Origin of the sequence: Roseovarius sp. AK1035 (assembly GCF_003288315.1) — a bacterium.
Taxonomy (GTDB): Bacteria; Pseudomonadota; Alphaproteobacteria; order Rhodobacterales; family Rhodobacteraceae; genus Roseovarius; species Roseovarius mucosus_A.
On sequence record NZ_CP030099.1, the window covers coordinates 38,883 to 57,045 of the forward strand.

General features: G+C 63.0%; 19 protein-coding genes. 13 read left to right on the forward strand and 6 right to left on the reverse strand.

Features of this window, described 5'->3' with window-relative positions; genetic code table 11:
• Positions 1-38 precede the first annotated feature (38 nt).
• A complete protein-coding gene (locus RAK1035_RS00210) occupies positions 39-3,158 on the forward strand; it encodes a valine--tRNA ligase (protein ID WP_008280589.1) in 3,120 nt (1,039 codons plus the stop codon).
• 451 nt (positions 3,159-3,609) lie between these two features.
• Positions 3,610-3,945 carry a hypothetical protein gene (locus RAK1035_RS00215; RefSeq protein ID WP_008280590.1) on the forward strand — a complete coding sequence of 112 codons (336 nt, stop codon included), beginning with the start codon at positions 3,610-3,612 and terminating at the stop codon, positions 3,943-3,945.
• Positions 3,946-4,030: 85 nt separating this feature from the next.
• On the opposite strand, the gene ribD is transcribed toward RAK1035_RS00215, so the two are convergent.
• The 4 genes from ribD to fabA all read right to left on the reverse strand — a co-directional run bounded on the left by ribD (position 4,031) and on the right by fabA (position 6,719).
• Complete coding sequence (gene ribD / locus RAK1035_RS00220) at positions 4,031-5,101, reverse strand: bifunctional diaminohydroxyphosphoribosylaminopyrimidine deaminase/5-amino-6-(5-phosphoribosylamino)uracil reductase RibD (protein WP_037297548.1); 1,071 nt, start codon at positions 5,099-5,101, stop codon at positions 4,031-4,033.
• Between the two features lie 20 nt (positions 5,102-5,121).
• Positions 5,122-5,604, reverse strand: a complete 483-nt coding sequence (nrdR, locus tag RAK1035_RS00225; protein WP_008280592.1) for a transcriptional regulator NrdR — start codon at positions 5,602-5,604, stop codon at positions 5,122-5,124.
• Between the two features lie 135 nt (positions 5,605-5,739).
• On the reverse strand, positions 5,740-6,186 hold the full coding sequence (locus RAK1035_RS00230) for a hypothetical protein (protein WP_008280594.1): 447 nt from the start codon (positions 6,184-6,186) through the stop codon (positions 5,740-5,742).
• 23 nt (positions 6,187-6,209) lie between these two features.
• A complete protein-coding gene (fabA, locus tag RAK1035_RS00235) occupies positions 6,210-6,719 on the reverse strand; it encodes a bifunctional 3-hydroxydecanoyl-ACP dehydratase/trans-2-decenoyl-ACP isomerase (protein ID WP_008280595.1) in 510 nt (169 codons plus the stop codon).
• 189 nt (positions 6,720-6,908) lie between these two features.
• Here fabA and irrA point away from each other — a divergent pair, with 189 nt between their 5' ends.
• From irrA to RAK1035_RS00250, 3 genes are all read left to right on the forward strand, one after another.
• Entirely contained in the window at positions 6,909-7,328 is a 420-nt protein-coding gene (irrA, locus tag RAK1035_RS00240; RefSeq protein ID WP_037297550.1) for an iron response transcriptional regulator IrrA, read from the forward strand.
• 11 nt (positions 7,329-7,339) lie between these two features.
• Entirely contained in the window at positions 7,340-8,329 is a 990-nt protein-coding gene (locus RAK1035_RS00245; protein WP_037297552.1) for an NADPH:quinone reductase, read from the forward strand.
• A 166-nt stretch (positions 8,330-8,495) separates the two neighbouring features.
• Complete coding sequence (locus RAK1035_RS00250) at positions 8,496-9,134, forward strand: hypothetical protein (protein WP_008280600.1); 639 nt, start codon at positions 8,496-8,498, stop codon at positions 9,132-9,134.
• Between the two features lie 181 nt (positions 9,135-9,315).
• Here the strand turns inward: RAK1035_RS00250 and RAK1035_RS00255 are convergent, their stop codons facing one another.
• A complete protein-coding gene (locus RAK1035_RS00255) occupies positions 9,316-9,744 on the reverse strand; it encodes an FKBP-type peptidyl-prolyl cis-trans isomerase (RefSeq protein WP_008280601.1) in 429 nt (142 codons plus the stop codon).
• Between the two features lie 205 nt (positions 9,745-9,949).
• Here RAK1035_RS00255 and RAK1035_RS00260 point away from each other — a divergent pair, with 205 nt between their 5' ends.
• From RAK1035_RS00260 to RAK1035_RS00290, 7 genes are all read left to right on the forward strand, one after another.
• Complete coding sequence (locus RAK1035_RS00260; RefSeq protein WP_008280602.1) at positions 9,950-10,636, forward strand: haloacid dehalogenase type II; 687 nt, start codon at positions 9,950-9,952, stop codon at positions 10,634-10,636.
• Positions 10,636-11,469 (forward strand): alpha/beta fold hydrolase, encoded by an 834-nt coding sequence (locus RAK1035_RS00265; RefSeq protein WP_008280603.1) that lies wholly within the window; start codon positions 10,636-10,638, stop codon positions 11,467-11,469. Before RAK1035_RS00260 ends, RAK1035_RS00265 begins: the two co-directional genes overlap by 1 nt.
• Complete coding sequence (locus tag RAK1035_RS00270; RefSeq protein WP_008280604.1) at positions 11,466-12,443, forward strand: threonine ammonia-lyase; 978 nt, start codon at positions 11,466-11,468, stop codon at positions 12,441-12,443. Before RAK1035_RS00265 ends, RAK1035_RS00270 begins: the two co-directional genes overlap by 4 nt.
• Positions 12,444-12,604: 161 nt before the next feature.
• Entirely contained in the window at positions 12,605-12,928 is a 324-nt protein-coding gene (locus RAK1035_RS00275; RefSeq protein ID WP_008280605.1) for a hypothetical protein, read from the forward strand.
• Positions 12,929-12,978: 50 nt separating this feature from the next.
• Positions 12,979-13,776: a 3-oxoadipate enol-lactonase gene (gene pcaD, locus RAK1035_RS00280; RefSeq protein ID WP_008280606.1), complete on the forward strand. Its 798-nt coding sequence runs from the start codon at positions 12,979-12,981 to the stop codon at positions 13,774-13,776.
• Between the two features lie 66 nt (positions 13,777-13,842).
• The gene (locus RAK1035_RS00285) at positions 13,843-14,928 is read left to right on the forward strand and encodes an alcohol dehydrogenase catalytic domain-containing protein (RefSeq protein ID WP_008280607.1); all 1,086 of its coding nucleotides are present in this window, start codon (positions 13,843-13,845) and stop codon (positions 14,926-14,928) included.
• Positions 14,929-14,990: 62 nt separating this feature from the next.
• Positions 14,991-16,223 (forward strand): mandelate racemase/muconate lactonizing enzyme family protein, encoded by a 1,233-nt coding sequence (locus RAK1035_RS00290; protein WP_008280608.1) that lies wholly within the window; start codon positions 14,991-14,993, stop codon positions 16,221-16,223.
• A 3-nt stretch (positions 16,224-16,226) separates the two neighbouring features.
• Here the strand turns inward: RAK1035_RS00290 and RAK1035_RS00295 are convergent, their stop codons facing one another.
• Positions 16,227-17,147, reverse strand: a complete 921-nt coding sequence (locus RAK1035_RS00295) for a LysR family transcriptional regulator (RefSeq protein WP_008280609.1) — start codon at positions 17,145-17,147, stop codon at positions 16,227-16,229.
• Positions 17,148-17,252: 105 nt separating this feature from the next.
• Here RAK1035_RS00295 and metF point away from each other — a divergent pair, with 105 nt between their 5' ends.
• Positions 17,253-18,119 carry a methylenetetrahydrofolate reductase [NAD(P)H] gene (metF, locus tag RAK1035_RS00300; RefSeq protein ID WP_008280610.1) on the forward strand — a complete coding sequence of 289 codons (867 nt, stop codon included), beginning with the start codon at positions 17,253-17,255 and terminating at the stop codon, positions 18,117-18,119.
• The last annotated feature ends 44 nt before the right edge of the window (positions 18,120-18,163 follow it).

Below are 18,163 nucleotides of genomic sequence, written 5' to 3' on the forward strand. Positions count from 1 at the left end.
AGCAGGGCAAACCCTCGATTTTGCAGGATCACGACGTCATGGCGATGGAAAAGACATTCAATGCGGCCGAGGCCGAGACGCGGCTTTATCAGGCGTGGGAGGACGCGGGCGCGTTCCGGGCTGGGGCCAATGCCGCGCCGGGGGCTGAAACCTTTAGCATCATGATCCCACCGCCCAATGTGACGGGCAGCTTGCACATGGGCCATGCGTTCAACAACACCTTGCAGGATATTCTGATCCGCTGGCACCGGATGCGGGGCCATGACACGCTATGGCAACCGGGGCAGGATCACGCCGGCATCGCCACGCAAATGGTGGTCGAGCGCAAGCTGGCCACCGAGGGCGCGCCCACGCGGCGCGAGATGGGGCGTGAGGAGTTTCTCAAGAAGGTCTGGGAGTGGAAGACGCAATCGGGCGGCACGATCATCAATCAGTTGAAGCGGTTGGGGGCCTCCTGCGATTGGTCGCGCAATGCTTTTACCATGTCGGGCGCGCCGGGCGCGCCTGCGGGCGAAGAGGGCAATTTCCATGACGCGGTGATCAAGGTCTTTGTCGATATGTACAACAAGGGTCTGATCTATCGCGGCAAGCGGCTGGTCAATTGGGACCCGCATTTCGAGACGGCGATTTCCGATCTGGAGGTCGAGAATATCGAGGTCGCGGGCCATATGTGGCATTTCAAATATCCGCTCGCCGGTGGGCAGACTTATGAGTATGTCGAAAAGGATGCCGACGGCAATGTGACCCTGCGCGAGACGCGCGATTACATTTCCATCGCCACGACGCGGCCCGAAACCATGCTGGGCGATGGGGCCGTTGCAGTGCATCCGTCGGATGCGCGCTATGCGCCCATCGTGGGCATGCTTTGCGAAATTCCGGTGGGGCCCAAGGAACATCGCCGTCTCATTCCGATCATCACGGATGAGTATCCCGACCCCAATTTCGGCTCGGGTGCGGTCAAGATCACCGGCGCGCATGATTTCAACGATTATGGCGTGGCCAGCCGCAATGGCATCCCGATGTATCGCCTGATGGACACGCGCGCGCAGATGCGGGCCGATGGCGCGCCCTATGCGGACTGCGCGGCGCGCGCGCAGGAGATTGCGGAAGGGGCCGCATTTACGGCCGAAGAGATTGATACGCTCAACCTCATCTCCGACCATCTGCGTGGGCTGGACCGGTTCGAGGCACGCGCCCGCGTCGTCGAGGAGATTACGGCCGAAGGGCTGGCGGTGATGGTCGAGGTCCCGGGTCAAGCCCGGGACGCCGAGGACAGCGCCGAACCCGCGCCCGAGATGGTCCCCTTTGTCGAGGCCAAGCCGATCATGCAGCCCTTTGGCGACCGCTCCAAGGTGGTGATCGAGCCGATGCTGACCGATCAGTGGTTTGTCGATACCGCCAAAATCGTTGGCCCCGCGCTGGATGCCGTGCGCTCGGGCGAGGTGACGATTCTGCCGGAGAGTGATCGCAAGGTCTATTTCCATTGGCTGGAGAATATCGAGCCTTGGTGCATCTCGCGGCAACTGTGGTGGGGGCATCAGATTCCGGTGTGGTATGGTTTTGACCTGAGCGCGCCGGAGTTCCACGATGACGAGGGTGATGGCACGCTTGATCTGGTAGAGATGCTGCGGCTGTTGAATGAGGGGCATTTAGGGCCGCTGATGGAATGCGGGGCCGATTTCGAGGGAGTTACGGCAGCGTTTCACGACCGTCTGGCAAATCTGCCGGTGCCGCTGGCGTCGATGCAGGTGGTCGAGGTCGAGAGCCGCGATGCGGCGCTGCACCGTTTGGCCGGTGCCTTGGCCGATTACACCGCCACGCAGGACCCGACCCATCTGGTCTATCCGGTCTGGCGTGATCCCGACGTTCTCGACACGTGGTTTTCCTCTGGCCTCTGGCCCATCGGCACGCTGGGCTGGCCCGAGAATACGGCGGAATTGCAGAAATATTTCCCCACTTCGGTTCTGATCACCGGGTTTGACATCATCTTTTTCTGGGTCGCCCGGATGATGATGATGCAATATGCCGTGGTCGGGCAAAAGCCGTTTGCCCATGTCTATGTCCATGCTCTCGTGCGCGACGAGAAGGGCAAGAAAATGTCCAAGAGCCTTGGCAATGTGCTCGATCCGCTCGACCTGATCGAGGATTATGGCACCGATGCCGTGCGGTTCACGCTGACCTCGATGGCGGCCATGGGGCGTGATCTGAAGCTCAGCAAAGAGCGCATTGCGGGCTATCGCAATTTCACCACGAAACTGTGGAATGCCGCGCGCTTTGCCGAGATGAATGGCGCCGTGGGCAGCGCGGGCACGGTGCCCGCCCCCACCGCGACGGTCAACAAATGGATCATCGGCGAGACCGCCAAGACCCGCGCCACCGTCGATGAGGCGCTGGAAAATTTCCGCTTCAACGATGCCGCCAACGCGCTTTATGCCTTTGTCTGGGGCACGGTCTGTGACTGGTATGTCGAGTTTTCCAAGCCGCTTTTGCTGGATGGCGATGCCGCGACCAAGGCGGAAACACAGGCGACGATGGCGTGGGTCATTGATCAATGTCTGATCCTTTTGCACCCGATCATGCCCTTTGTGACCGAGGAGCTGTGGGGCACGCTGGGCACGCGCGCGAAGATGCTGGTGCATGGCGATTGGCCGACCTATGGGGCCGAGTTGATCGACGCCGAGGCGGACCGCGAGATGAATTGGGTGATTGCCCTGATCGAGCAAATCCGTTCGGCGCGCGCGCAGATGCATGTGCCTGCGGGGCTTTATGTGCCGCTTTTGGTGACGGAGCTGAACGAGGCCGGGCGCGCGGCCTGGGCGCGCAATGAGGTGATGATCAAGCGTCTGGCGCGGGTTGAGAGCCTGAGCGATGTGGATGCCTTTCCCAAGGGCTGTGTCACCGTGGCGGTAGAGGGCGGCAGCTTTGGCCTGCCATTGGCCGACATCATTGACGTGGCCGAGGAAAAGGCGCGGCTGGAAAAGACGCTGGCCAAGCTGGAAAAGGAATTGGGCGGGCTGCGCGGGCGACTGAACAACCCCAATTTCGTGGCCTCTGCCCCCGAAGAGGTGGTGGAAGAGGCGCGCGAGAATCTGGCCCTGCGCGAGGAAGAGGACAGTAAACTGCGCGCAGCCTTGGCGCGGTTGGCGGAGTTGGGCTGAGCCCCCCACTTGTCGCATGCTTGAGACTGCGGCCCCAAGGCCGCAGTTTCTAACGCGCCAGGCGCGACCTGCAAGAATGTCCGGCGCGGGATCGCGACCTGTCGGGTATGGGGACGGCCCAGCGCAAAGGCGCACCGCGCTGTCGAGAGATCACTCAAAGTATCTTTGGAGACCATGCAAAGCCCGCAGGCTAGGTGCATACTGAAGTTGTGCAAGACGTTGCCACACACGCGCGAGGCCAAATCCAAATGCGTAAGTCGCTGAAAATCGTCTACGAATACAGAGGCAGCCGTGCCAGTCTGACGGATGGCGGTCTCTTGAATTCCAGTCTCATCGACGCGCGTTCCGGGGGCTGCCGCCCCTGTCGGGCATGTCGATCACCTTCGATATCGCTGCGACGGTCTCTCACAGCCTAACTTCATTTCCACCTCACTTGGTAAAGGGCACACCCATGGAAACTCTGTCTGGACATACGCCGATCAAGGACCCTGCTGTTGGACCCAACCTTCTCGCGCTGGCGCGGGAGCGTCGCGTTGCCGCAGTCGACGGCCATCCGCGGCTGGCTTATGTCGCGCGGTTGCGCGACCATATGGGGCTTCAACATGAGATCGCCTTTGCGACCTCAACAGAGTTCGAAACCGTCGAGAAGAACACGCGAGAGAACGGTCTTTGCGACAAGATCGTAGTGCTGGACATGAATGTGCGCGCGATCAAGCCGCGCCCTTTGGTGTTGTCGCCCTGCCAGCGTATCAAGGCGTATCACGCGCTGGCAATCGCGGCGGAATAAGGCACGCGAGCGCGCGCCGTCGAAGGACGGCGTGCGGTGGCAAACCTTGTCGGATCAAACACCGGGTGGGGTGCGTGGCTTGGCGTCAGGCGCGGGACCAGCGGTGCATCACATCGCCGCCCAACGCGCGGGTTTCTACCAGCCGGTAGCGTTGGGCCTCGTCCAGCCGCGCGAGGCCCAGAGCGCCGACGCCCGGCAGACCTTCGGCCCCGATGGCAAAGCCTGCGGTAAAGCCCACCAACTCATCCACCAGCCCTGCCGACAGGAGCGATGCCGCGAGCGCCCCGCCACCTTCGCAGAAGACCCGCGTCAGCCCTTCGGCCCCGAGCGCATGGAGCACCGAGGCTGGATCGACCTGGCCTTGTGTCACCTCGCAGGGCAAGAGCCGTGCGCCAATGCCCTGCCAAGCCTTGACCAGCGCCGGATCGACATGTGGCCCATGGCAGAGCCAGAGCGGCACATCGCGCGCTGTGCGGGCGAGATTGCTGAGGAGCGGCAGATCAAGGCGGCGCGAGACCACGACCCGCACCGGTTGGCGGCGCGCGCCCATGTCACGCACGGTGAGTTGCGGATCATCTGCCCGCGCGGTCCCGGCCCCCACCATCACCGCGTCATGGCGGGCGCGCAGGCCGTGGACCACGCGCCGCGCCTCTGGACCGGTGATCCATTGGCTGTGTCCGGTTGCGGTGGCGATGCGGCCATCAAAGCTCGAGGCGAGTTTGAGCGTCACGAGGGGCCGCCCGATTTCGTTGCGCATGAGAAAGCCAGCCAGATCACGCCCGGCCTGTTCTGCCATGACGCCGGTGCGCACCTCGATGCCCGCCGCGCGCAGCATGGCAAAGCCACGACCGGCGACGCGCGGGTCATTGTCGTCAAACGGGGCCACGACCCGCGCAATGCCCGCCGCAATAAGTGCCTCGGCGCAGGGTGGGGTTTGGCCGTGATGGGCGCAAGGCTCGAGCGAGACATAGGCCGTGGCCCCGCGCGCCAGTTCCCCCGCCTGTGCCAGCGCCTGAGGTTCGGCATGGGGCCGCCCGCCCGGCGAGGTCCAGCCACGCCCGACGATGCGCCCACCCTGCACGATGACGCAGCCCACGGCGGGGTTGGGCGCGCATTGGCCCATTCCCCGCCGCCCCAGCGACAGGGCCAGCGCCATAAAGCGGGCGTCGGCGCCGGTCACGCGTCCGGTTTGGGATTATGGGCCGCGTCCTCGGGCCGCAATTCGCTGACGAAGCGGTCGAAATCATCCGCTTCCTGAAAGTTCTTGTAGACGCTGGCAAAGCGCACATAGGCCACGGTGTCGATCCGGGCCAAGCTTTCCATCACGATCTCGCCCACGGTTTTCGAGGGGATATCGGTCTCGCCCATGCTTTCCAGCCGTCGCACAATGCCGGAAATCATCTGTTCGATGCGCTCGGGCTCTATGGGTCGTTTCTGGAGCGCGATGCGGATCGAGCGTTCCAGCTTGTCGCGGTCGAAATCCTCGCGCCGACCATTGGATTTCACAACGACCAGATCGCGCAGTTGCACGCGCTCATAGGTGGTGAAACGACCGCCGCAGCCCGGGCAAAACCTGCGCCTGCGGATCGAGACATGCTCTTCCGCCGGGCGCGAATCCTTGACCTGTGTGTCGATATTTCCGCAAAACGGGCAGCGCATTGGCCGTCCCCCTTTTCTGTCCTTGCCTCTTGGATCATGGGTCTGATGCCCAGTTATCCACAGCCACTATAGGCCAGCCGCAAGGTTTTGGGTAGGGGGGATTTTACTGCCCCAGATCATGGGGACGAAGCGGGATCAAAAGCTGTAATTTACGGTTCCGGCGCGGCATTTAAGATGCGCAATCTCGCCTTTGCCGTCCAGCAACACCACCACGCCGCCAAAGCGGCTGTCGGGTTTGCTGTCGTCGACCGCGTCGAACTTATCGAACCCTGCATAGACCTCGTAAATCACGGCGTTGTTGCGCAGGCGCACCGCCTCCCAGATGGTGCGACCGATGCCGGGCCATGGCACGAGTTCGGCCCCGTCGCCGATGGGGCGTGTCAGCGCCAGCTCTGGCGTGCCGCCTTTGGGGCCAAAGCGGTAACTGACCTCGGTCTCGCTGCGGCAGACGCTGAGCGCCTTGCTGCCTCGCTCCATGTCGCAGGTGAGGAAAGCTGTCTGGCCTTCGGGACAGGCGGTGGCGGGACAGGCGGTGGCGGGATAGGCGATGACGCTCACGAGGGCCGCAATCCATCCACGCATTCGCCCTGCCCCTCTGTGTCCGCTCAGTTTTCCGACAGCGCGACCTTCATATCCGTGACCTGATAGATCACCTCGCCATCCGCCTCGACCCTTCCATTGGCCACACCCATGGTCAGGCGCCGTGTCTGCACCGCCTTGGTGAAATCTACGTAATAGGTCAGCATCTTGCGGTCGGGCCGCACCATGCCGGTGAGTTTGACCTCGCCCACGCCCAGCGCATAGCCACGCCCCTGCCAGCCACGCCAGCCAAGGTTGAAGCCGGTCAATTGCCAGAGGCCGTCAAGACCCAGACAGCCGGGCATGATCGGGTTGCCGGGAAAATGGCATTTGAAGAACCACAGGTCCGGGGTGATGTCGAACTCTGCCACCACATGCCCCTTGCCATGGGCACCGCCATCACCGGAAATCTCGGTGATGCGATCCATCATCAACATGGGCGGTTCGGGCAACTGGGCATTGCCCGGTCCGAACAACTCGCCTCGGGCACATTTAAGCAGGTCGTCACGGTCGAAGCTGCTTGGATAATCGGCCATGCAGGCGGCCCCCTTCATTGCAAATACCGGTCACTGCCCCCTCTATCATCCTGCAAAAGGCGCATGCAAGCCTGCGACATCACCGCACCTCGAATTGCCCAGTGCAGGAAATTAATTGAAACCACCCCCATGCAGGCCCTATATTGGATGAAACACGGGATGAACGAGACGATGACAGCCTATGACACGATGACCACTGAGGCCGGAACGATTGCCGGAAAATGGCTTTCCGATGCAGGATTGCGGCCCACGCGGCAGCGCATGACGCTGGCCACTTTGCTGATCGGCGATGGCAAACACCGCCATGTGACCGCCGAGAGCCTTTATGCTGACGCGCAAAACAGCGACGAGGCGGTGTCCCTAGCTACGGTCTATAACACGCTGCGCGCCTTTTGCGATGCGGGTCTGCTGCAAGAGGTGACGGTGGATGGCTCGAAGAGCTATTTTGACACCAATACCGTCGATCATCCGCATTTTTACTGGGAAGACGAGAATCGGCTGAGCGACGCCCCGGCGAGCGAGCTGGAAATCGCACGCCTGCCCAAGGCCCCGGACGGGGCCGAGATCACCTCGGTGGATGTGGTGATCCGCCTGCGCCGGACCAAGTGATCCCGCGCAGCATGCGCGCGGTCAGCTATACGCGCTTTGGCGCGGCGCATGATGTTCTGAGCCTGCATGAGACAGACACGCCTGCGCCCGCTGCGGGCGAGGTGCTGGTGCGACTGCATGTCTCGGGGGTGAACCCGTCGGATGCCAAGGCGCGGGCGGGAAGCCGCCCCGGTGTCACGACACCCGCCTATCCGCGAATCATCCCACATTCGGACGGGGCTGGCGTTATTGCTGCGGTGGGCGAGGGCGTCAATCCGGGGCGCATCGGGCAGCGCGTTTGGGTCTGGAACGGTCAGTGGCAACGCAGCCATGGCACCGCCGCCGAATTCATCGCCCTGCCTGCGGTGCAAGCCGTGCCTTTGCCGGATGCGGTGTCGTTCGAGGTCGGCGCGACGCTTGGTATTCCCGGCCTCACGGCGGTGCAGACGGTGTTTGGCGGCGGCGATGTGGCGGGACAGACGATCCTGATATCCGGCGGGGCGGGGGCCGTTGGGCATAATGCCGTGCAACTGGCCCATGCCGCCGGGGCACAGGTGATTGCCACCTGTTCGGCCCCCGCGATGGAGCGGGTGCGCGCGGCGGGGGCACGCCATGTGTTCGACTATGCCGATCCGGATCTGGCGGCACAGATCATGGCGGCGACGGGTGGGCGCGGTGTCTTACGCGCCATCGAGGTGGAGTTTGGCCAAAACGCCGCTTTGCTGGCCGAGGTGATGGCCCCCAACGGCACCATCGCCGCCTATGGATCGGGCAAGGACATGGCACCGACGCTGCCGTTTGGGCCATATCTTTTCAAGGCGCTCAAGATCGACATCACGCTGATCTATATCCTGCCATGGCCCGCCCGCGAGGCGGCGATTGCCCGGCTGCATGCCGCACTTGAGGCGGGCACGCTGCGCCCAGAGATTGCGATGCGCCTGCCGCTGACGGATTGCGCGAAAGCGCATGAGGCGGTGATGACACCGGGGCGCGCAGGCGCGGTGTTGCTCGATATCGGCTAAGCGCCCGCCAAGAGGCGATGGGCGTCAGTCAAGCCCACCATAATTTCCATTTCATATCAGATGCTTGATAGAATTCGGCCCCCGCCCCGGAATATTTCGCGGGGCGGCACGTTTTCACGAAACGAGATCATCAACATCTTGATTATAGGACGAAAAGGAACGGGTCATGACGACACCACACCTCAGCCGGCGCTTTTTTATCACCGCACTTGCCGGCGGCGCAGTGACGGCGGTCGCCGGATGCGTGCCGGATATGCCGGTGATCCAGCTGCCGGGGGCATCGGCGCAGCTTGGGTTTGGGCTCTGGGCGGGGGTGCCCGGCGCGAAATTCGGGGATCGGATTGATCGCACCGTCGGGGCGCGGCGGATTCAGGGGCCGCGCCGTTGGACCCATCCGGTGACAGGCCAGCGCATGTCGATCTATGTGCGCACGAAACGTGAGAAATCCGGCACCAAGACCAGCTACTACACGCTACGCCCGGATGGCACGGCCCTGGCGCGGGTGCTCGACAAGCGACCGGGCGCGGCCAACAGATATTTCACCGGTGACGGCTTTGTGCCGGTCGGCCCATGGCGCAGCGGCATGACCAAAAGCTACAAGATGGCGCAGCATATAGGCGGCAAGACAACGCGGTTCACGGTGGCGATCCGAGTGACCAGAGTGTCCTTTACCTACAAAGGCCGCCCCGGTTCGATGGAGTATATCTGGACCGAGCGGACCCAATCGGGGCGCAAGACCAAGCAGCTGCGCTATATCTACAGCCCCGGCATCGGATTGGCGGATGTGGACAACCTGATGAAATGAGGGCGCGCGCGACCGGGATCAGAGCAGATTGCGCCTGATCGGGGTCACATCGCCCCGGCCTTCGAGCCGGGGCCTCCACGCTGCTGCGGTGAGGTCCCGGGTCAAGCCCGGGACGGGTGTGGTTTCGATCAGCGCATCACGCCCCGGAAAACTCCGGTCGCGCCCCTTGGCACTTGGAGGCCTAGCCGATGGCCACCAGTTCGATGGCAAAGGTCAGGTCCTTGCCTGCGAGCGGGTGGTTGGCATCCAGCACGACTTCGGTGTCGGAGACTTCGGCCACCGTCACCGGCAGCACCTGACCCTGCGGCGTCTGCATCTGCAACTGTGTACCCGGATCAAGCGGGATTTCCGCCGGGATATCGGCGCGGGGCACGGCCTGCCGGGCATTGGGATCCGGCTGGCCATAGGCCATATCGGCGGGCACCTGAACGGTTTTCTTGTCACCCACGGTCATGCCGGGGATCGCGGCATCAAGGCCGGGGATGATCTGGCCCGAGCCTACGGTGAATTCCAGCGGATCGCGGCCCGCGCTCGAATCAAAGGTGGCACCATCGGCCAGCGTGCCGGTGTAATGAATGCGGACAGTATCGCCCGATTTGACCTGCGTCATGGGATTTCCAATCTGTTGTGAAGGGGGATGGGTTTGCAAGGCCACGCAAGGATTGCGCGGGTGCTTGAGACGACTGCCTGTCAATTTAGGCAAGCTGATCCGGATTTGCAAACCGATGCCCAAACTCTGACGCGGCCGTGGTGTTCGGGGTCTTTCCCCCTCTGACGTTCCGTGACAGTCTGCGCGCAACGAACGAGGGGACACGATGCCGATTACCACCTGCATTTTTGATGCCTATGGCACGCTCTTTGACGTGGCCGCCGCCGCGCGCAATGCCGCGTCCGAGCCGGGACGCGAGGTTTTTGCCCGGCACTGGCCCGCGATTGCCGAGAAATGGCGGCTGAAACAGTTGCAATACACCTGGCTGCGCGCCGTGATGGGGCAACACACCGGGTTTTGGCAGGTCACACAGGACGGGCTGGATTGGGCGCTGGAGGCGGAGGGGCTGCAGGGCGACAGCGACTTGCGCGCGCGGCTTTTGCAGCTCTATTGGGAGCTTGAGGCCTATGCCGAAGTGCCCGCCATGCTGGCCGCGCTGAAAGCGGCTGGGATGAAGACCGCCATCCTCTCGAACGGATCGCCGGATATGCTGCAGGGCGCGGTAGACTCTGCCGGGATTGGCGATGTGCTTGATGATGTGCTCTCGGTGGAGAGTGTGGGCATCTTCAAACCGGCGCGGGGGGTCTATGATCTGGTGGGGCAGCGGTTTGGCTCTGCGCCGGATGAGGTGCTTTTTGTATCGTCGAATGGCTGGGATGCGTCTGCGGCGGCAGGCTATGGGTTTACGACCGCTTGGGTCAACCGCGCGGGTGATCCGGTGGATCGCCTGCCCGCCACACCGCGCCACCAATTGCGCGACCTCACGGGCATCCCCGATCTGGTGCGCGGCTGATGGGGCGGTTTAGCACCTCGGACGGCGTGTCGCTCTATTACTCTGATGAAGGGGCGGGCGCGCCGATCCTGTGCCTTGCGGGGCTGACGCGCAACAGCGCCGATTTCAGCTTTGTCGCGCCGCATCTGGCGGGCTACCGCGTGATTTGCATGGATTATCGCGGGCGCGGGCAATCGGATCATGCGCCCGATTTCATGTCTTACAACATCCTGCGCGAAGGGCAGGATGCGATTGAACTGATGGACCATCTGGGGCTAGAGCGCGTGACGCTGATCGGCACATCGCGCGGCGGGCTGATCGCCATGGCGCTGGCCTATGGACAGCCTGCACGCCTGCGCGGTGTCGTGCTCAATGACATCGGGCCAGAGGTGGCCCCCATCGGGATCGAGCGGATCATGGATTACGTGGGCAATGAGCCGGCGCAGGCCGATCTGGAGCAGTGCGCCGCCGCGCTTGCCCATGTCCATGCCGCTGGCTTTCCCGGTGTGCCGCTTAGTCGCTGGCGGCAACAGGCCGAATTCATGTTCTATGAGAAACCGGGCGGCGGGCTTGGCCTGCGCTATGACGCGCGGCTGCGCGATGCGCTGGTGGGGCAAGCGGGGGCGGGCGAGGCAGTGGACCTGTGGCAACTTTTCGACGCGCTGCGCGATATTCCCACCGCCGCGATCCGAGGGGCGAATTCCGACCTTCTGAGCCTTGAGACCTTTGAGAAAATGCAGGCGCGTCATCCCGCGCTGATCACCGCCACCGTGCCCGACCGGGGCCATGTGCCCTTTCTCGACGAACCGCAATCCCTCGGCGCGATACGCGCCCTATTGGACCTGACAAAATGACCGACATCACGATGATCCGCGCCGCCGCCACCCGTCTTGCGGGCCATGCAAGGCGCACGCCGCTGCTCTCTTCGCCCTTTCTGGACGAGATCGCGGGGCGGCGCGTGTTCGTGAAACCCGAATGCCTGCAACATACCGGCAGTTTCAAATATCGCGGCGCGCGCTCGGCTGTGTCGGCGCTGGATGAGGGCACCCGCGCACGGGGCGTGATCGCCTTTTCCAGCGGCAACCATGCGCAGGGTGTGGCGCTGGCGGCGCGGCAATTCGGGGTGCCCAGTGTCATCATCATGCCCGGCGACGCGCCGCGCATGAAAATCGACAACACCCGCGCGCTGGGGGCCGAGGTGGTGCTTTACGACCGTGCGACCGAAGATCGAGACGCCATCGGCGCGGCGCTGAGTTCTGAGCGCTGTCTGACCCTGATCAAACCCTTTGACGAGCCACAGGTGATCGCAGGCCAAGGCACCATCGGGCTGGAGATTGCCGAGGATGCGGCGGCCATGGGCATTACCCGCGCCGATGTGCTGGTTTGCTGCGGCGGTGGCGGTCTGACCTCGGGGATCGCCCTTGCGCTTGAGGCGGACGCGCCGGGGCTGCGCGCGCGCCCTTGTGAGCCGGAAGGCTTTGATGACGTCGCCCGCTCGCTGGCATCAGGCCAGATCGAGCGCAACGCCCGCACCGCGGGCAGTCTCTGCGATGCCATCATCACGCCGCAGCCGGGGAACATCACCTTTCCGATCATGCAGCGGCTGTGCGGTCCGGGATTGGTGGTGAGCGAGGATGAAGCGCTGCACGCGGTGGCGCTGGCCTTTTCCCGGCTTAAACTGGTGGCAGAACCGGGCGGTGCCGTGGCGCTGGCGGCCGCCCTTTTTCGCGCCGATCAGATCGAGGGCGAGGCGGTTTTCGTCACCATTTCTGGCGGCAATGTCGATGCGGATGTATTCTGCGATGCGCTGTCCCGCTTTGCTGTCTGAGCTCTGATCATGGGCCAAACCTGAGCCGCGTCATACTGCGCCGGTATGGAAAACCGGACTTGAACTGACGCAAGGTAAGCTGCAACACTCAGCCCAGAAGAACGCCATCATTCACTCCAAAAACATTTTAATGCCACGGACTTGTGGCACAGGAGGATACTATGGCTGTTTTAAATGCTCAGGCAATTTTTCTGATTGTCCTGTCGGCGCTAGGTTATTCGATTGCGACAATTGGACTGAAGATGGGGTCATCCACGATCAGCCTCGCGGCAATCGGATTGGTTGCGCTTGGCTTTGGGGCGGCGGCGCTGTGCGAAATCGAGATCCTGCGCCATGTTGATCTTGGGGTCGTCTATATCTCGATCATCGGTCTGGAAACACTGATCGTGCTCAGCTATGCGTGGTTCATTGGCGAGGCGCTTAGCGTGCGTCAGATCGGTGGTGCGACCATGGTGTTAGCGGGCCTTGCTGTGGTGTCGCACTGACAGGGGGGACCTGCCCCCGCGTCGCGCCCAAGGGACAAGGAGCGACGCGGATGATGTTTGATACAGGCGATGTGACCCTGCATTACCTCGACGAAGGCGACCCCGAAGGCGCGCCCATCGTCTTTGCCCATGCGCTTGGCACCGGCACGTTTCTCTGGGATGCGGTGGTGCCGCTGTTGCCGCCCGGCCTGCGGATCATCCGCTATGATGCGCGCGGGCATGGGCAATCCTCGACCCCGCCTGCCCCCTATTCCATGGGCGCGCTCATCCGCGATGCCGAGCGATTGCTGGATCACTTGCAGGTGCGTGAGGCGATGTTTGTCGGCCTTTCGATCGGCGGGATGGTGGCGCAGGGGTTGGCGGTAAAGCGCCCCGACCTCATTCGGGCGCTGGTGCTGTCCAATACCGGGGCCAAGATCGGCACGCCCACGCTTTGGGCCGAGCGGATCGCCACCGCACGCCGCGCGGGCGGCATGGCAGAGCTGGCGCGCGGATCGTGTGAACGGTGGTTCACGCGCAGCTATCTTAAGGAAAACAGGCACTTGCCATGGTTTGAGCGGCTTTGCCAGCATGATCCAGAGGGCTATGCCGGCTGTGCCGCTGCCATTTCCGGCACGGATTTCTACACGCCTACCTCTGGCCTGCGCCTGCCCACGCTGGGCATTGCGGGGGCCGAGGATGGCTCGACCCCGCCTGATCTTGTGCGCGAGACGGTGAACCTGATCCCCGGCTCAAAATTCGAGCTGATGCGCCGCACCGGGCATGTGCCCCCGGTGGATCAGCCGCAAAAATACGCGCGGCTGCTGTCAGAGTTTCTGCGCGCCACGGGGCATATCGGCCACGCCTGATAGAAACCCGCTTGCGGTGACGCGCGAATCCGGATCACTTGCGCCCAGCATTGGAAGGGAGGCCCCATGCAGACCATCACAGCCGCCGTATGCCATGAATTTGGCGCGCCTCTCGTAATCGAACCGGTGCATCTGCGCGCGCCAGAGGCGGGTGAGGTGCAGGTCGAGGTCAAGGCGGTGGCGATTTGCCACTCGGATATTTCCTATGCGATGGGGGGCTGGGGCGGCACCCTGCCCGCCGTTTATGGCCATGAGGCGGCGGGGATTGTGAGCGCGGTTGGCGCGGGTGTCTCCGGCTTTGCGTTGGGCGATCCGGTGGTTGTCACGCTCATTCGCGCCTGCGGGCACTGCGCGCCCTGCGCCACGGGCCGCCCAACGGGATGCGAGACGCCACAAGACGACGGGCACGGGCCGCTTTCGACGCTTTCGGGGAGGAGATTGCATCAGGCCATGGCCTGCGGGGCCTTTGCCACATCTGTCGTGGTGCATCACAGCCAGATCGTGAAAATCCCACATGGGATCGACATGGCGGCGGCCAGCCTATTGGCCTGTGGGGTGATTACCGGCGTGGGGGCCGTGATCAATGCGGCCAATCTGCGCGCGGGGCAGGATGTGGTGGTGATTGGGGCAGGCGGTGTTGGCCTTAACGCCATTCAGGGCGCACGCATCGCGGGCGCGCGGCGGATTGTGGCGGTGGATATGACCGAGGACAAGCTGGCCGCCGCCCGTGAATTCGGCGCGACCGATGGTGTCTTGGCAACCGAGGAAAAGCCGTGGCGCAGCGCCAAGGCGGCGATGGGACGCGGGGCCGATGCGGTGCTTGTCACCGTGGGCGCGGCCAAGGCCTATGATCTGGCACCCCGCTATCTGGCCGGGGGTGGCAAGGTGATCATGGTCGGCATGCCCCATACGGGTGCCGCCTCAAGCTATGAAGCCGCGAGTTTCGCTGCGATGGGACAATCCATGGTCGGCTCCAAGATGGGCGAGGCGGTCATTCGCCGCGATATTCCGTGGATGGTCGATCTTTATGGTCAAGGGCGGCTCAAGCTGGACGAGCTGATTTCCCGGCGTTGGCGGTTTGACCAGATCAACGAGGCCATCGCCGATACCAAATCCGGGTCGGCCCGGCGTAATGTGATTGTGTTTGAATGACAGCCTTTCATCTGGCCGCAAATGCCGCGTGCCCCGCTCTTGCGTTTTAACAGGACACAGCCATGAAGCTCAGAGACCTTGATATCATCGTGACCGCACCGCCTGCGCCCGGCTGGGGTGGGCGCTATTGGATTTTGGTCAAGCTGACCACGGATGACGGGATCACCGGCTGGGGCGAATGCTATGCCGCGAGCGTCGGGCCTGAGGCCATGCGCGCGGTGATCGAGGATGTGTTTGCCCGCCACATGGAAGGCGAGAACCCCGAGAATATCGAGCTGATGTTCCGCCGCGTCTATTCCTCGGGCTTTACGCAACGCCCGGACCTGACGGCCATCGGGGCCTTTTCGGGGCTGGAGATTGCCTGTTGGGATATTCTGGGCAAGGCGCGGGGGCGGCCTGTCTGGGCGCTTTTGGGCGGCAAGATGAACCCGCGCATTCGCGCCTATACCTATCTTTATCCCCTGCCACATCACCCGATCACGCCATTCTGGACCTCGGCCGATATGGCCGCCGAGAGTGCGGCGGACTGCGTGGCGCGCGGTTATACGGCAGTCAAGTTCGACCCCGCTGGCCCCTATACGCTGCGTGGCGGGCATATGCCTGCGATGACGGACATATCCCTGTCGGTCGAGTTTTGCCGCAAAATCCGGGCGGCAGTGGGCGACAAGGCCGATCTGCTTTTTGGCACCCATGGGCAATTCACGACCGCAGGCGCGATCCGTCTGGGCCAAGCCATCGAGCCTTATTCGCCGCTCTGGTATGAAGAGCCGGTGCCGCCCGACAATGTGGGTGCAATGGCACAAGTCGCGCGCGCGGTGCGTATCCCTGTGGCGACGGGCGAGCGGCTGACCACCAAGGCCGAGTTTGCGCCTGTGCTGCGCGAGGGCGCGGCGGCGATCCTGCAACCGGCCTTGGGCCGTGCAGGCGGAATCTGGGAGATGAAGAAAGTGGCCGCCATGGCCGAGGTCTATAACGCGCAAATGGCACCGCATCTTTATGCCGGGCCGGTGGAATGGGCGGCGAATGTGCATTTTGCCGCGTCCATTCCCAATATCCTCATGTGCGAGAGCATCGAGACCCCGTTCCATGATGCGCTGATCAAGGGCAGCATCCGGGTTGAAGGTGGTTATATCACCCCGCCAGAGGCCCCCGGTCTTGGGATCGAAGTGGATGAGGCGCTGGCGCGCGCCAACCCCTATCACGGCACCGGCCTGCATCTGGAGATGCAGGAAGCCTCCTGCGACTATACCAACGGCAACAGCTTTGCCGGGGGGGCGCCGCACGAAGAGGGCTGACGCTCAGCCCCCCACCTTATCGCCACGTTGCAGGCGCACCGGGATTTCGCGGGCAAGTTTGAGCAGATAGGCCATATAAGGCTTGTCTGCGTCATCGTCGCGGATGGCGGCATAGAGGCGTTTGGTCTTGCCTGTGGCCGTGAGGGGGCGGGTCACGTAATCCGTGCTGGTCTTGACCTCGCGCACCACCCAATCGGGCAGCACGGCGACACCACGATTGGAGGCGACCAGAAGCAGGATCACGGCGGTCAGTTCGACCTGTCGGATGCTTTTGGGTTCGACCTTGGCCGGGGTCAGCAATTCGGTGAAGACATCAAGCCGCGAGCGGTCCACCGGATAGGTAATCAGCACCTCATCGCGAAAATCCGCCGCCTCGACATAGGGTTTCTGCGCCAAAGGATGCTGGCTTGAGGCGACAAAGACCGGCTCGTAATCAAAGAGCGGTTTGAAGCTGATTCCCGGCAGATCCTCGGGGTCGGAGGAGACCACCAAATCCACCTCTTCCTTTTGCAGGGCGGGCAGCGCGTCAAAGGCCAGACCGGGGCGAATATCGACATCGACCTCGCCCCAGGTTTTGCGGAAGCGTTCCAGCACCGGGAAAAGCCATTCGAAACAGGCGTGGCATTCAATCGCGATATGCAGGCGGCCCGCGCTGCCCTCGCGCAGGCCCTCGAATTCCTGTTCCAATGCCTCGATCTCGGGCAGGATTTTTTCGGCCAGCCGCAGCAGGCGCTGACCGGCAGCAGACAGGCGTAAGGGTTTGGAACGTCTCACAAAAAGCTCGACCCCGGTCTGATCCTCAAGCCCTTTGATCTGATGGCTAAGGGCGGATTGGGTGATGTGCAACAGGTCCGCCGCACGTGCCAAACCGCCGGCCTGATGAATGGCACGGATCGTTTTCAGGTGCCGGAACTCGATATGCATTATTAGTGAACCTCATTCAAACCATGAATTTAATGAAGTTGTCTCACATTGCTGCACCTGCAACAAGAGGACAACAGATTTCACTCCTGCACGGGATGACCCAAGATGACAACGCCGCGTATCTCTTTTGAATTCTTCCCGCCCAAGACGCTTGAGGCCTCGTTTCGCCTGTGGGAGACGATCCACGCGCTTGCGCCGCTCGACCCACGGTTTGTGTCCGTGACCTATGGCGCGGGCGGCACCACCCGCGAATTGACCCGCGAGGCGGTGGGCACCTTGCACAAGGCCACGGGCCTGAATGTGGCGGCGCACCTGACCTGCGTCGATGCCAGCCGCGCCGAGACGCTGGAGATTGCCGACCAATTCGCCGCCGCTGGCGTGTCTGAGATTGTCGCCCTGCGCGGCGACCCCCCCAAGGGATCGAACGGGTTTGTTCAGCACCCGGATGGGTTCGCCAATAGCTGCGAGCTGATTTCGGCACTGGCCGATACCGGCAAGTTCACCATCCGTGTTGGTGCCTATCCCGAGAAGCACCCCGAAGCAGCAGATCAACGCGCCGATATCGACTGGCTCAAGCGCAAGATTGACGCGGGCGCGTCCGAGGCGATCACGCAGTTCTTCTTTGAAGCAGAGACCTTTTTCCGCTTCCGCGATGCCTGTGCGGCGGCAGGGATCAACGCGCCGATCATCCCCGGCATTCTGCCGATTGAAAACTGGGTCGGCGCGCGCAAATTCGCACTGTCCTGCGGCACGCAGGTTCCCGCGTGGCTGGATGAGGCGTTTGACAAGGCCATTCGCGACAACCGGCATGATCTGCTGGCAACCGCACTGGCCACGGAACTGTGCAGTGACCTGCTGGATGGTGGGGTCGAAGACCTGCATTTCTACACGCTCAATCGCCCGGAATTGACGCGCGATGTGTGCCATGCCTTGGGTGTCACACCCAAGGTGACGCTGCGCGACGTCGCCTGAGCGCTTGCCGAGACAGTCGGCCCCGCCTACCCTGCACCCCGCAG